At 62.4% G+C, this 14,453-nt stretch carries 9 protein-coding genes and 1 pseudogene; 2 read left to right on the top strand and 8 right to left on the bottom strand.

The annotated features are described in order from the left end of the window. Positions 1 to 665: 665 nt before the first annotated feature. Together F6X37_RS29820 and F6X37_RS29815 are read right to left on the bottom strand one after the other, a co-directional pair. Positions 666 to 1,478, bottom strand: coding sequence for a hypothetical protein (locus F6X37_RS29820; protein WP_187613784.1), 813 nt, complete (start codon positions 1,476 to 1,478; stop codon positions 666 to 668). Positions 1,479 to 2,304: 826 nt separating this feature from the next. After that, positions 2,305 to 3,123, bottom strand: coding sequence for a hypothetical protein (locus F6X37_RS29815; protein ID WP_187613783.1), 819 nt, complete (start codon positions 3,121 to 3,123; stop codon positions 2,305 to 2,307). Between the two features lie 558 nt (positions 3,124 to 3,681). Between F6X37_RS29815 and dinB the strand changes: the two genes are divergently transcribed. Both dinB and F6X37_RS29805 read left to right on the top strand, forming a co-directional pair. Continuing rightward, positions 3,682 to 4,827 carry a DNA polymerase IV gene (dinB, locus tag F6X37_RS29810; RefSeq protein WP_187613803.1) on the top strand — a complete coding sequence of 382 codons (1,146 nt, stop codon included), beginning with the start codon at positions 3,682 to 3,684 and terminating at the stop codon, positions 4,825 to 4,827. 181 nt (positions 4,828 to 5,008) lie between these two features. Next, positions 5,009 to 5,794, top strand: a pseudogene (locus F6X37_RS29805) (DNA polymerase IV); the annotation flags it as partial. Here F6X37_RS29805 and F6X37_RS29800 read toward each other — a convergent pair. The 6 genes from F6X37_RS29800 to F6X37_RS36465 all read right to left on the bottom strand — a co-directional run. Beyond that, on the bottom strand, positions 5,761 to 7,233 hold the full coding sequence (locus F6X37_RS29800) for a heavy metal sensor histidine kinase (RefSeq protein ID WP_187613782.1): 1,473 nt from the start codon (positions 7,231 to 7,233) through the stop codon (positions 5,761 to 5,763). The pseudogene F6X37_RS29805 and the gene F6X37_RS29800 overlap by 34 nt on opposite strands. Further along, the gene (locus F6X37_RS29795; RefSeq protein ID WP_018424874.1) at positions 7,230 to 7,916 is read right to left on the bottom strand and encodes a heavy metal response regulator transcription factor; all 687 of its coding nucleotides are present in this window, start codon (positions 7,914 to 7,916) and stop codon (positions 7,230 to 7,232) included. The genes F6X37_RS29800 and F6X37_RS29795 overlap by 4 nt, the downstream gene beginning before the upstream one ends. 106 nt (positions 7,917 to 8,022) lie before the next feature. Beyond that, a complete protein-coding gene (locus F6X37_RS29790; protein ID WP_187613781.1) occupies positions 8,023 to 9,609 on the bottom strand; it encodes an efflux transporter outer membrane subunit in 1,587 nt (528 codons plus the stop codon). Then, positions 9,609 to 10,835, bottom strand: coding sequence for an efflux RND transporter periplasmic adaptor subunit (locus F6X37_RS29785; RefSeq protein ID WP_187613780.1), 1,227 nt, complete (start codon positions 10,833 to 10,835; stop codon positions 9,609 to 9,611). Before F6X37_RS29785 ends, F6X37_RS29790 begins: the two co-directional genes overlap by 1 nt. A gap of 23 nt (positions 10,836 to 10,858) precedes the next feature. Next, a complete protein-coding gene (locus F6X37_RS29780; RefSeq protein WP_187613779.1) occupies positions 10,859 to 14,113 on the bottom strand; it encodes an efflux RND transporter permease subunit in 3,255 nt (1,084 codons plus the stop codon). A 160-nt stretch (positions 14,114 to 14,273) separates the two neighbouring features. After that, the coding region (locus F6X37_RS36465) for a hypothetical protein (RefSeq protein WP_222944981.1) at positions 14,274 to 14,453 on the bottom strand (180 nt) is incomplete at its 5' end.

The raw sequence follows: 14,453 nt of genomic DNA, 5'->3' as shown, positions 1-14,453 counted from the left end.
GCGAAGGTCGACCCGCAGCGACCCGTCGACCCAGCGCGACATATAGGGCGGCTTCCAAGGTACAACGGACGTTCGTTGACTCGCATTGCGAGACTGGAATTCGGCCCGAGCCGTCATTCGAGCATTGGTGCTGGTCAGACGGGTATGGGGCGCTTTCCTGTCATTCACGGATCGGTGGTCGCGAATGACTCGTCCCACGGAAAGCGAACGAGTACTTGCGACCCGTTTGAGCCACTCCACTTTTCCTTGTTGAATGGCTCATTCCGAGGGAACAACGGCCACGGCTTCCTGCGTCACCGCGCATTGTGGCTCGACGGTCTTGGTCCGCCGGCAAAACCCTGTTGCGACCGTGCGCAGCGGAGGCATCGCCCGAAGTTGGCCGGCAGCATTGGCCGCGGACGGCCGTCGAACCGGTGGTAACCCGTGAGCTGCCTGCACCGCGTGCGTGGGCGCTTCGATGCGCACGCGGCGGCGTCGAGTCCCGAATTGCGGTCGACACACGTCGGGGTGCCGCAACGCGTGCGGCCGTGAGGTGATTTTTGCGGCGGCTTGCGTCGCGGCGGTCCGGCGCCGGCACTGACCACCCTCGCCGAACACGCGTGCCCGAATGACTACGACGACGCCGTGCATGGCTGAGCCTTCGCGACGTCGCGAGCTGCTAGCCATCAAGCAGTGCTCCGCTTGAACACGTGATAAAAATTTCGGTGCGGTGTCGTGAATTCGAAATTTCTCTGCTTTACGTAGGCATCGAGCCAGGACTTGACGAACGCGAGCAGCGTGGCATCGACCACGAAGCCATCGCCATACTCCTTATACGGCGTGTCAAGCGCGTAGACTCCGGCGTTGGGATCGAAGAAATACAACGACCCACCGCGGCTACGATAGAACGCGATCGCATGCTTGCCTTGCGTGCATTCGACCTCGATGATGACCGCCCTGCCTTGGCGGAGGTTTTCCCCAGCTTCCGCAATGGTCTTGTCGTCAAGTCGGTTGACACCGCCGCCGGGCGCCGGTTCCTGTGCGATATGAATGTCGTCTTCCAAGTCTGCTTCTACGAGACCCAGTTCGCGGGCGACCGTGCTCACCGGTCTGCCGCTGTAAGCGTTTTGCGTCATCGCGGCAGCCACCATGGTATCTGCGTTGCGCGGACCGCTTTTACCCTTGTCGATCAAACTTGCGAGCGGGGAACCCGCCGGCGGCGAAATGCCTTGGCTCATGCGGCTGACTGGATTCAACGGATTGGCGAACCGCTTCGTCGTCGGGTTCAGCAACGGACCGTCCTTCTTCAGAATGCCGTTGGAGGTGGTCATCTTTTCCTTGACCCAGTTCAGCACGGCGCCCATACAAACACCGTTGGCCAGACTTTCCGAATAGTTGCTGCCCATCACGTCTCGATTGATCTTCTGAAAAGAGTCGCTCTGAGCAAACTTGTACTCACGGCGTGCATATTGGTTTAGCGCACTGAAGTCCATTCCCATTGTGTAACTTCCCTTCGGCTGAATGCGTGGCTGATCAAAAGCGGGGTGAGCGTCTCAAACAGCAGAACAACCGGTGCGCGCGTTTTATTCCTGTGCCGAGCGGATCTTGTCGGCTGCGTGACGTTCGGCGTCCGATGTTCACCAGCAGAGCGAGCGCGAGCGGCGATCAACGCGGCTCGGCGAAGCAAAGACAGTCGAACGCAACGTACGCGAACACCGCTGCTGCGATCAACCGCGAACGGCCGGTCAGCTCAAGCAGCTTCGTACCGGCTGTAGCGCAGGCTACTGTACGAAAGCCATGCCAGACCGGGCATCATCGCGGCGGCGACCGTAGGCCGATCGGACGTCGAATCGCGCCGCACGACGCCGCGTGTTCGCCCAGACGTGCCTGCAGTCAGCACGTGGCCGGCATGTCTCGATCGATGACGACGCCGTCGCCTCGGCGGCTCGCGAAGAACTCACGCGAATGCAGACATCCCCTCTTGACCACAAGGCAAACCAGCAAGCGGCGGGAGCCGGAGCGACGTCCGATAACGGCCGCCTGGGAGCGGTCGTTGAACTGTTTCTCATAGGCCGAAGTTGATCGGCTGAAGATGGGCCGATCTTTGCCGGCGACGCGATGCTCGCTATCATTCTTTCGGTTCCTCAGCGCAGTTCGAGTTGGGGCTTGGGCGCGGGGCCCCGAGAGAAAAGCAATCGGGCCCTGCACATGAAACCCGTCGACGACGGAGAGTCTTGCCATCCGCCTCAAGCGCCGAAACGTAGGGTGCGTCGATACGCGACTGCATGTGACGATCCGCTTCAACGTTTCATCGATGACTCGTGATCATCGGCGCTGGAAGGCGCGGTGGATGTCCGGGCTCGCTTCAAGAGCCAGCGCCAAAACATTCAAGGACTGACCAAGCAGAGCATCGTCGCGTTCCGAGCCTTCGACGAAGTCGGGCTGGCCGGCTCCACCGTCCTGATATTTCGCGCCGTGGGCGAGGTTGTTTCTGGTTCGACGGATCGCCAGGAACAGGTCCGCCGTGTTATTCACCGGGCCCATGTCTCGCCAGCCCAAAGAGCCCTCTTCAAGCTTGATCTGTTTCTTCGGCGGCCTGGCGATAAGATCGGGCGCGACGCCCCGAGCGACGACCTCTCTCAAAAAGGCCGGGCCGAGGTCCCGGGCAAAACCATCCCAATCAGGATCGACCCTCGTGTCGTCGCCCATCGCATATTTGCCGGAGCGTTTCAGCGCACACTCGAACCGAGAGAAGACAACGAAAAAGTCCGTTGCCAGCTTCGGCAGCTCTGCTTCCAATGCCTGTTCGATCAGATTCATGATCTTCCTAAGAGTGACTTCATCGGGGCAGCCCTGGATCAGCGTGGTGGCGCAGAGATCACGCTGACGGGCATGCCCAAGCTTTGCCCTTTGTCGACAAGAACTCGATCTCTTAATCGCGCAGCAAGAAGTCGATGCGGGATGAGGCGCCGACTGAGTTTGCATTAGCTCCTCGCGCTTGATGTCGCAAATATTGAAGATAGCGTCCAACTTGTCCTGCATATCGCGCTCATCACAGGTGACCAACGTTAAGGCGCGCAACGTGCTGATGATCGAGTTGCACCGCAAAGGTGTGAAGTGGCGGAGAATTTTCTCGATAGTCATGATCGCCGATACCGATCGAAGGTTGGCGACGCCGCCAGAGGTTCGATCGGTGAAACCAGCTTGTAATGAATGTTCACCACGAAACCGAATTGTGGGTCATCGGTTATCAGGAAGCCGGCGGGCGCCTCGTCATCCCATCTTAAGCTCGCAATCAAGCTGAAGATCGGAGGCGCCGCACCAAAACCTGCATCTCGGCGCGCGCTTAGCGTTCGGACGTCAAAGAGATCTGTCCGACGGGACATTTGCTTGCAATCAAGCACTGATCGCCGCTTCATGTCGGCCGCTAAGTAGCACACCTCCTTTGCAACCGGGTCGGACTTTGTCTCCTCCGTCGCCCACCCGAAAAGACATGAGGAAGCAGCCCAGCCCTCGCCGGAACTCCCCATTTATATTACAAAAACGGTGCCGCCACCTGACAAAAATACTGTATGGATGTACAGTTTAGGCATTTGATGGGGAGAACGCGATTTCTCAATGTTTCGATGTTCATCATCCGGGGCTCTGCGGAGCGCCGCGTTGGCCCAGCTAGACACTGAACGCTATTTTGAGTATCAAGGCATGCCAGATCATAGGCGCATAGCCCACATTGACATGGATGCATTCTTTGCGTCTTGTGAACTTTCGCAGTATCCAGAACTGCGAGGCCAAGCCATGGTGGTCGCGGGCCGTCGTTCGGATGCGCCCCGAACGAACGCGGACGGCACGCGTGAATTCTCGCGGTTACGCGACTATACGGGCAGAGGTGTATTGACGACTGCAACCTACGAAGCACGAGCGCTCGGAGTTCACTCTGGGATGCCGGCGATGAAGGCGGCCCGACTGGCGCCGAATGCCATTCTCCTTCCGGTGAACTTTGACCTGTACCGAACATACTCACGACTGTTCAAGGAAGCAGTTCGATCCGTAAGTCCTACAATCGAGGACGTGGGAATAGATGAGGTCTATGCCGATCTATCGTTCTTGAATGACGAATCGGAGCGAATTGCGCGGAACCTGAAATCCGCGGTCGTCGAGGCGACCAATCTGACCTGTTCGGTTGGAATTGCGCCAAATAAGCTCTTGGCAAAATTGTGTTCCGACATGGAAAAGCCAGACGGAATCACAATTTTGCGGCTTGAAGATTTGCAAGCAAGGATCTGGCCGATGGCTGCCGGAAAAATCAACGGTATTGGGCCGAAGGCCAACGCCAAGCTGACGTCTCTCGGGATAACGACGATCGGTGAAATTGCCGCATGCGGCGAGCAATGGCTGATCGAACAGTTCGGACGGAGCTATGGGTCATGGCTTCGCCAAGTTTCCCATGGGCTCGACGACAGGCCAGTGGTGACTCATAGCGAGCCTGTCTCGATGAGCCGAGAGACTACATTCGAGCAAGACCTGCACGCCGTACGGCACAAGCAGGAACTCGGTACCGCATTTACCCGTTTATGCGAGCAGGTGGCGCTAGATTTGCAGCGTAAAGGCTATCTCGCGCGAAGGATCGGGATCAAACTTCGCTTCAACGACTTTCAGACAGTAACGCGTGACGTCACTCTCCCAGATCCTGTTGCGGACGCTAAGGCACTGCGTCACGCGGCCACCCAATGCCTGAAACGGGTCGAACTTGTTAAATCCATCAGGCTACTGGGGGTCAAGGCGGGCGGCCTCCAACGTGCGGGAACGACGGCGAGCGAGGCGTCGTCGCAGTTCGAGTTGGATTTTTAATGCGCGTACCACCTTACCGAGCAAATGTATCCTAACTTACCAAAAACGACCAAAACAGGTAGGTTGGGCGACACTGAGCTTCTCAAATGTCTTTTTTAAGAAAAACGTGACTGATTGTTTTATACAAATCAGATAGTTACAACCAGAGCGTCCAGAGTTACCCCGCCCACGTTCGCCATACGAGATCTATATCGACCTGACCGACCTGGCGGGCGAACCGGCCGACATCGGCCGGCGCATCAAGGACGCCGTTCATCAGGCCACCGGTCTCACGTGTTCGATCTGCGTCGCGCCGAACAAGCTGCTCGCGAAGATCGGCTCCGAACTCGACAAGCCTGACGGCCTGACGATCCTGACGCCGGCCGATATACCGCTGCGCGTGTGGCCGCTGCAGGTACGCAAGGTCAACGGCATCGGCCCGAAGGCCGCGCAGAAGCTGACCACACTCGGCCTCGCGATGGTCGGCGATCTGGCCGCCGCCGACGCCGGGTTGTTGCAGGACAACTTCGGGCGCAGCTATTCCGCCTGGCTGATGCAGGTCGCGCAGGGTCACGACGAGCGGCCCTTGGTGGTCGAATCGGAGCCGAAGTCGATCAGCCGCGAGACCACGTTCGAGCGCGATCTGCATCCGCGCCACGATCGACCGGCGTTATCGAGCGCGTTTACGGGGCTGTGCGTGCGTGTCGCCGACGATCTCGTGCGCAAGGGTTACGTGGGCCGCACGATCGGCATCAAGCTGCGCTACGACGACTTCCACACCGTCACGCGCGACCTGACGCTCGACGAACCGACCGCCGACGCGAGCGAAATCTGCCGCGCGGCGACCGAATGTTTGCGACGCGTGGAGTTGAACCGCAAGCTGCGGCTATTGGGCGTGCGCATCAGCACGCTGACGTCGGCCAGCGAACAGGCGCTGAAGCCGCGCCTGCCGGTTCAGGCCGACTTGCCTTTCGCGAGCGACGAATAGGCGCTGTCGCCGGCGACGCCGGTCGCGTTCGCACGCATGGCCGGCACGTCGCCTGACGTGGAGAGCGCCGACGCCGCCACCGAAAACGAGAACGTGTTGACGCCGTTGGCGCTGTGCGCGGACACGGTGCCGCGATGCATCTCCGCGATCGCCTTCACGATCGCGAGCCCTAGCCCGTGGTTTTCGCGGCTATTGGTGCGCGAGACTTCCGCGCGATAGAAACGGTCGAACAGATGTTCGAGGACGTCCGGCGCGATCGGCTCGCCAGGATTTGCCACGGCGACGCGCACCTGGTCGCGCATCGGTCCTTTCCCGCGCGCGATCGTCACGCTGATCGACGCGCCCGGCTCGCAATGCTGGATCGCGTTCATCAGCAGGTTCGTGCACGCGCGGCCGAATAGCGACCGGTTCACGCGCGCGAACGCATCGCCGTGCAACTGCGCATGCACGCGCGCCTCTTCGAGCGGAATCTCCAGAAACTCGAGCGTATGCGCGAGTTCCGCCGCGAGCGACACCTCGACGAGCCCCGTCGCGCGTTCGCCCTGATCGGCGCGCGCGAGGAACAGCATGTCGTTGATGATCGTGCGCATCCGCTCGAATTCTTCGAGATTCGATTGCAGCGTGTGGCGCAGATCGTCGACCGAGCGGTTGCGCGTCAGCGCGACCTCGGTCTGGCCGATCAGGATCGTGACCGGCGTGCGCAGTTCATGCGCGACGTCCGCGTTGAACGATTCGAGCCGGCCGTAGGCGCCGTCGAGCCGTTCGAGCGCGCCGTTGAACGAGTTCGCGAGGTCGTTCAGTTCGAGCGGCAGCGACGCCGTATTGAGCCGCTGCGAGCGGTTGTTCGGGCTGACCGCCGATGCGTCGCGCGTCAGACGCGTGAGCGGTGCGAGACCGATGCGCGTGACCGAGTAGCTGAGCAGCAGCACCGCGAGACTGCCGAGCGCGGACAACGCCGCGAGCGCCGAGCCGAACACGCGCATCGTGCGCAGGTTCGGTGAATAGCTCGACGCGACCTGCAACTGCACCGGCGGCCGCGCGGCGTTGGCGGGCAAGCTCACCGTCGAGGTCAGCATGTCGGGGCCGCCGCCCGCCGGCGCGATGCGCGCATAGCCGCCCGGCCAGCTCTTCGTGACGGTGCCCTGCACCGGCGTGCCGAAGTGATAGCTCGGGTCCGCGCTCGTCACCGAGTACACGGTGCTGCCGTCGTGCGGCGTCATGTCGGTGAGTTTTTCGCGGCACATCCGCCATTTTTCGGGCGTCACCGCGTGATAGACGATGATGCGCGCGATCTGCGTGCGATCGTCGAGCGACTCGCGCAGATGATGTTCGAGCTGCGTGCGCAGCACCAGAAAGAGCCCCGTGCCGACGAGCGTAAACACGAACAGCGCGACCAGCGCGAACATCGACGCGAGACGGCGGGCAATCGAACGGTTCATGATGTCTCGGCCTCTTCGCGCACTTCGAGCACGTAGCCCATGCCGCGCACCGTGTGCAGCAGCTTCGACGGGAACGGGCCGTCGAGCTTCGCGCGCAGCCGCTTGATCGCGGTCTCGACGACGTTCGTGTGGCTGTCGAAGTTGACGTCCCACACGAGTTCGGTGATCGCGGTCTTCGACAGAATGTCGCCCTGACGGCGCGCGAGCACGCTGAGCAGTTGAAACTCTTTGGCGGTCAGGTCGAGGCGTACGCCGTCGCGCGTCGCGCGGCGGCCGATCAGATCGACGAACAGATCGCCGACGGAAATCAACGTGGACTCCTGCGAACGCGTGCGGCGCGCGAGCGCATGCAGACGCTCGACCAGTTCGAGGAACGAGAACGGTTTGGTCAGGTAGTCGTCCGCGCCTTCGCGCAGGCCGCGCACGCGGTCGTTCACGTGATCGCGCGCGGTCAGCATGATGACCGGCGTCGACTTGCGCATGCGCAGCGCCTTCAGCACGCTGAAGCCGTCGCGCTTAGGCAGCATCACGTCGAGGACGATCACGTCGTAATCGAATTCGGTGGCCAGATGCATGCCTTCCTCGCCGTCGAGCGCGACATCGACGACCCAGCCCTGCTCTGTCAAACCGGAGCGCAGGTAGTCCACCACCTTGTGCTCGTCTTCAACGATCAGCAATTTCATCCGCGTCCCCATGCCACGTTTGGCGGTCAACTGTCCATTATACGAAACGCCCCTAACGCCTCGCGCCGATCCCACTGCCTCGGCATGGAAGCTCTGCCGGGGCGATTCAGTGTGCAGGAGCCGGCATCTCCTTCTGCTGCGCGCCGCCGGCTGGCGCTTGCTGCGGCGATGCCGTAGCACTGGCGACGTTCGCTGTCGCGTTCGTACGGGTAGCCTCGTTCCCGGCCATTGCGCCACCTTGCCCGCCGCCCTCCCAGCCGCCGCCGAGCGCCTTCACGAGCGCCACCGACAGCGTCAACTGCTGGCCGTGAATCTGCACGTCCGTGCGCTCGCTGGTCAGCAGCGACTCCTGCGCGTCGATCACGTTCAGATACGCGACGAGGCCGCCCGAATAGCGATCGTTCGCGAGCGACAGCAGCCGCTGCGCGTCCTCGACCGCCTCGCGCGACTGCTTCGCCGCGCCGTCGAGCACCGACAGTCCTGTGATGCCGTCCTGTACCTGCTGGAACGCGCTCAGCACGGTCTGCCGATAATTCGCCTCGGTCGCCTTGTAGCCCGCGCTCGCGTACTGGACGTTGGCCGCGCGCCGGCCGCCGTCGAAGATCACTTGACCGACCGTCGCGCCGAGCGTCCACATCAGCGTCGGCGCGCTCAGCAGATTGGCGAACTCGGTGCTCTCCCAGCCGATGCCCGGCGTCAGCGTGAGGCTCGGGAAGAACGCCGCCTTGGCCACGCCGATCTGCGCGTTGGCCGCCGCCATCGCACGTTCCGCCGAGGCGACGTCGGGGCGCCTTTGCAGCACGTCGCTCGGCACGCCGAGCGGTACGGTCGGCGCCTTGATGTCGAGCACCTTCGGCTCGATCGCGAACTGCGGTGCCGGCACGCCGACCAGCGCGGCGATCGCATGCTCGAACTGCGCGCGCTGATTGAGCAGCAGTTGCGCCTGCACGCGCGTCGAATCGAGCTGCGATTTCTGCTGCAGCACGTCGAGGCCCGATACCGAACCGAGATCGTGCTCGGTGTTCACGTAGTCGAGCGCTTTCTGCTGCAGCTTCACCGACTGGTTCAGCACGTCGATCTCGCGGTCGAGCTCACGCAGCGAGAAGTAGTCGGTGGCGAGGTCGGTCGTCAGCACGAGGCGCGCGTTCGCGAGATCGTCCGCCGACTGTTCGGCCGACGCCTGCGCGCCCTCGACCTGACGACGGATGCGGCCGAACAGATCGGTGTCATAGCTGATCGTCGGCCCGAGCTGGAGGTTGTTCTGCACCGTCGATTCGGTCGGCGTCGCGTAGTTCGTCAGCGGCCGGTCGTGCGAAATACGGAAGCGCGAGGCCTGTGCGTTGAAATCGACTTCCGGCACGCGCTGCGCGCTGGTGTTCGCGAGCGTCGCCTTCGCCTGCTCGTAGTGCGCGCTCGCCGCGGCGAGCGTCTGGTTCTGCGCGAGTGCCTGGGTTTCGAGCGTCGCGAGCGTCGGGTCGGCGAAGCCCGTCCACCAGTCCGGCGCGATCGGCGCATGCGACGGCGCGGCGACGCGCCAGAACGAATCGGTGTGCCATTCGGGCGGCACTTCGGCCTGCGGCCGCTGATAGTCCGGGCCGACCGTGCACGCGGCGAGCAGCGCCGCGCCGGCGCACGCGCTCAGCGCGGTGAAGACAGTGCCACGCGTACGCGCCTGGCGTGAAGCCGCGAACATCACGACGCCCCCTTGCCGTTCTTCTGCAGCGGCTGCACCTGCACGTGATCGCCATCGGCAATCGAATCGCTCGGGTTGACGATGATGCGATCGCTCGGCGAGATACCGCGTTCGATTTCGAGCTGCTGTCCGAGGTCCACCGCGATCACGACCTTGCGCAGGCTCACGTTGCCCTTTGCATCGACGACCGCGAGGCGCGGACCCTCCGCGCGAAACAGCAGCGCGTTGCCTGGCACCGTGAGACGCGCATGCGCGGCGGCCGGCACCGCGACCTGCACGTACGCGCCGGGGCGCAGCTTGTCGTCGGGATTCGGCAGCGTCACTTCGATCTGCAACGAGCGCGTGGGTACGTCGATCGCGCCGGATATATGCGTGATCTTGCCGTTGAACTGCTGACCCGGCAGCTCGGCCTGCGTGACCACGACCTTCTGCCCGACCGCGACGTTCTGCGCGTAGGCCTGCGGCAACTGCACATAGACGCGCAACGGGTCCGATTGAGCAAGCGCGAACAACGCACGGCTCGTGCCGCTGCCCGCGTCGATCAGATCGCCGACGTCGACGTTGCGCTGCGTGACTACGCCGGTAAACGGCGCGACGATCCGCTTGAACGATTCGAGCTGCTGCAGACGCTTGACGTTCGCATCGGCGGCCGCGAGATTCGCGAGGTCCTGCGTGTAGGTGCTTTGCCGTTCGTCGAGCTCCTGTTGCGACACCGCATCGCGCTGGCGCAGCTGCTGCCAGCGTTCCAGCGAGCTCTTCGCGAGCGCGAGGCTCGAATTGATCTGCTGACGCTGTGCCAGAGCCTGCGCGAGTTCCTGGTCGATTTCCGGCGTATCGAGCTCGGCGAGCAGTTGCCCCTGCTTCACGTGGGTGCCGATGTCGGCGTACCAGTGCAACAGATAGCCGGTCGCGCGTGCATAGATCGGCGACTCGACATAGCCGCGCAGCGTGCCCGGCAGCAGCGTGTCGCCGCCGCCCTCGGTCTGGGTCGGCGTGACGACGTTCACGTACTGCGTGGCATTCTGCTGCGCGATCGCCGCGACTTCGCGGTTTTGCAGCACGTTCGCGATCACGGTGCGAAGTGTGCCTGCCACGAGCAGCACGAGCACGATCACGACGGCGATCTTCGCGCGCTTCCATTCGCGATGGCGCGGCGGCAGCCGGTGCTCTCCTTCTTCGGTTTCCCGCGCGGGGATCGCTAGCGATGCATGAGTTTTTTCGGTCATCTCAGTCAACCATCGTTTAACTTTTACGCGGGCGTCGCCGCACTGCTGGGTTCCGGTGCGGGGGTGTCACTATGGCCGCCACTGCCACCGCCGTTGCCGCCAGCGTCGCCACCGCCGTTGTCGTCGTCGCCGCCGTTCTTACGACGGCGCGCGAGCCACGAATGAATTCCCGCAAACACGAGCGGCACGAAAAACAGCGTCGATACGGTCGCGAACAGCAACCCGCCGATCACCGCGCGGCCAAGCGGCGCATTCTGCTCGGCGCCCTCGCCGAGACCGAGCGCCATCGGAATCATGCCGATGATCATCGCGAACGCGGTCATCAGCACCGGACGAATCCGGCTCGCGCCGGCTTCGAGCGCGGCCGTGAGCGGCGGCGCGCCGGCCGACAGCCGCTGGCGCGCGAACGAGACCATCAGAATACTGTTCGCGGTCGCGACGCCCATCGTCATGATCGCGCCGGTCAGCGCCGGCACGCTCAGATGGGTGCCGGTCAGGAACAGCATCCACATGATCCCCGCGAGCGCCGCCGGCAACGCGCTGACGATGATCAGCGGATCGACCCACGACTGGAAGTTCACGACGATCAGCAGATACACGAGCACGATCGCCATCGCGACGCCGATGCCGAGCCCAAAGAACGAACTGCGCATCGTCTGTACCTGGCCGCGCAAGGTGATCGTGCTGCCGCGTGGCAGCGAGCCGCGCACCTCGTCGACGAGCTTGTCGACCTGATTCGCCACGCTGCCGAGATCGCGCTTTTCAACGCTCACATACAGATCGATCACCGGACGGATGTTGTAATGCGTGACTTCCGCGAACTGGCTCTTCGGCGAGATCTGCACGAGGTTGCCGAGCAGTTGCGTCGGCCCGTTCATCGTGGCCGAGACCGGGGTGCGCAACAGTTCGTCGATCGAAGACACCTGGTACTGCGGCGTCTGCACCGCCACCTTGTATTCCACGCCGTTCCTGTTGTTGACCCAGAAGCCCGGCGACGTCTGCGAGCTGCCCGAGAGCGAAACGAGCACGTTCTGCGCGACGTCGTTCGCGGTCAGGTTCAGTTGTTGCAGGCGGGTGCGGTCCATGTGCAGATCGATCACCGGTTCGTCGAGCTTCTGCTGGATATGCGTGTCGACGGTGCCGGGAATCAGTCGCACCTGCTTCAGCAGCTTGCGCGCGACGTCGAGGTTGCCCTGCTGATTCGCGCCCGAAATCTGCACGTCCACCGCGGCAGGCAGGCCGAAGTTCAGGATCTGCGTGACGATATCGGCCGGCTGAAAGAAGAACTCGACGCCCGGGAAACGCTGCGGCAGGATCGCGCGCAGCTTGTCCATGTAGATCTGCGACGGCTTGTGGCCTTCGTTCAACGCAATCTGGATCTCGCCGTCGAGCGTGCCCATCGTGCCCGCATTGCTATACGACAGGTTGATGCCGCTATACGGTACGCCGAGGTTGTCGAGAATCGTGCCCAACTCCCTGGGCGGCACGACTTCGCGGATCACCTTTTCGACCTCGTCGGCCAGCCGCGCGGTTTCCTCAATACGCGTGCCGGTCGGCGCGCGCATGTGCAGACGGATGTCGCCCGCGTCGACGCTCGGAAAGAAGTCTTCGCCGAGTGCAAAGAACAGGCCCATCGACAGCACGCAGAAACCGAGGAACAGCGCGCCGAACATCTTGCGACGCACGAGCAGGCTGCTCAGGATCATGATGTAAGTCGCGCGCATGCGCTCGAAGCCTGCGTCGAAGCGGTGATACAGACGCATGAACAGATTCGGCTTCGTGCCCGCCTTCGGCTTGTGCGCGTGGCCCATCAGCAGCATCGCGAGCGTCGGCACGAGCGTACGCGACAGGATGTACGAAGCAAGCATCGCGAACACCACCGCTTCCGCGAGCGGCACGAATAGATAGCGCGCGACGCCGGTCAGGAAGAACATCGGCACGAACACGATACAGATACACAGTGTCGAGACGAGCGCCGGCACTGCGATTTCGCCGGCGCCTTCGAGAATCGCATCGTGCAGATTCGTGCCCAAGTGCAGGTGCCGCTCGATGTTCTCGATCGTCACGGTCGCGTCGTCCACCAATATGCCGACCGCGAGCGCGAGGCCGCCCAACGTCATGATGTTGATGGTCTGCCCGAGCGCGTGCAGCACGATCAGCGACGACAGAATGGACAGCGGAATCGAGATCGCGATGATGCAGGTGCTGCGCCAGTTGCCAAGGAACAGCAGGATCATCGCGGCGGTCAGCGCGGCGGCGGCCAGCGCTTCGCGCACCACACCCTGCACCGCCGCCTTCACGAATACCGACTGGTCGAACAGCGCGGTGATCTGCAGATCCGGCGGCAGCGCGGCGCGCGCGGCCGGCAAAATGGCTTTCAACGTATCGACGATCGACAGCGTCGACGCGTTGCCGTTCTTCAGCACCGACATCAGCACGCCGCGATGGCCGTTCTGCCGCACGATGTTGGTCTGCGGCGAGAAGCCGTCGCGCACATGCGCGACTTCACGCAGGTAGGTCGTCGCGCCGTTGACGGTGCGCACCGGAATGTCGTTGAGACCTTCCAACGTCGGCGGCGACCCGTTCATGTCGATCGTGTATTCCTTCGGCCCGATCTTGGCCGTGCCGGTGGGCAGAATCAGGTTTTGCGCGTTGAACGCGTTGACCACGTCGGCAGGTGTCAGGCCCTTGGCCAGCAGCGCGCGCGTGTCGAGGTCGACCGAGATCAGCCGCGATTTGCCGCCATACGGATACGGCACGGCCGCGCCCGGAATCGTCACCAGTTGCGGTCGCAGGAAGTTCAGCGCGGTGTCGTTGAGATCCTGCTCCGAGAGTTTCGGACTCGACAGGCCGAGCTGGATGACTGGAATGCTGGAAGCCGAGTAGCTGATGACCAGCGGCGCGGTGGCGCCCGGCGGCATCTGCTTCAATTGCGCCTGCTCGATGGCGACCGTCTGCGCGATCGCCGTCTGGATGTTCGCGTTCGGCTGCAGAAACACCTTCAGGATCGCGATGCCGGGGAGCGATTGCGATTCGATATGTTCGATGTCGTTGACCGTCGTGGTCAGACTGCGCTCGTTGACCGACGTGATGCGGGTGGCCATGTCTTCGGCCGACAGCCCCGTATACGTCCAGATGATGCTGACGACCGGAATGTTGATATCCGGCAGCACGTCGACGGGCATGGTGAACAGCACGAAGGGCGTCGCCAGCACGATCAGAATTGCCATCACGATGAACGTGTATGGCCGCTTAAGCGCTACGTTGACGATCCACATTGAAACGGGCCAGAGAAAATGCGGGTGGAGGGAGGGATTGAATCTGCGCTTATGCTAGATCGATGGCACCAACGCCTGCATGGCATGAAAATGGCGAAATCGTCAGGAAGCTTGTTGAAAGCAAATGCGCCATTTTTGAAGGCGAAGGGCTCTCGCCGAACTAGCCGCAAATTAGCCGCAAAGCAAACGTTTGTTGAATAAATTTACGCGCAGTTAAGTGTTGCTGGTAAACGCGTTTGAATTTTGTTAACTTCGGCGACCCCATTGCGCCGGAGTCCAGATGAAGTGTGTTGTAGAGCTGAGCGAAGCCGAGGAAAAGACCTTGCAACAGATGTCGTTG

Source organism: Paraburkholderia sp. 31.1, assembly GCF_014397645.1.
GTDB lineage: Bacteria > Pseudomonadota > Gammaproteobacteria > Burkholderiales > Burkholderiaceae > Paraburkholderia > Paraburkholderia tuberum.
This window is presented reverse-complemented; position numbering and strand designations above follow the sequence as displayed.

Excerpts from the sequence above, each read along its gene's own strand:
- F6X37_RS29815 (WP_187613783.1), bottom strand. The coding sequence starts at position 3,123 with ATGACTATCGAGAAAATTCTCCGCCACTTCACACCTTTGCGGTGCAAC.
- F6X37_RS29790 (WP_187613781.1), bottom strand. The coding sequence starts at position 9,609 with ATGTTCGCGGCTTCACGCCAGGCGCGTACGCGTGGCACTGTCTTCACC.
- F6X37_RS29780 (WP_187613779.1), bottom strand. The coding sequence starts at position 14,113 with ATGTGGATCGTCAACGTAGCGCTTAAGCGGCCATACACGTTCATCGTG.
- F6X37_RS29800 (WP_187613782.1), bottom strand. The coding sequence starts at position 7,233 with ATGAACCGTTCGATTGCCCGCCGTCTCGCGTCGATGTTCGCGCTGGTC.
- F6X37_RS29795 (WP_018424874.1), bottom strand. The coding sequence starts at position 7,916 with ATGAAATTGCTGATCGTTGAAGACGAGCACAAGGTGGTGGACTACCTG.
- F6X37_RS29820 (WP_187613784.1), bottom strand. The coding sequence starts at position 1,478 with ATGGGAATGGACTTCAGTGCGCTAAACCAATATGCACGCCGTGAGTAC.
- F6X37_RS29785 (WP_187613780.1), bottom strand. The coding sequence starts at position 10,835 with ATGACCGAAAAAACTCATGCATCGCTAGCGATCCCCGCGCGGGAAACC.
- dinB (WP_187613803.1), top strand. The coding sequence starts at position 3,682 with ATGCCAGATCATAGGCGCATAGCCCACATTGACATGGATGCATTCTTT.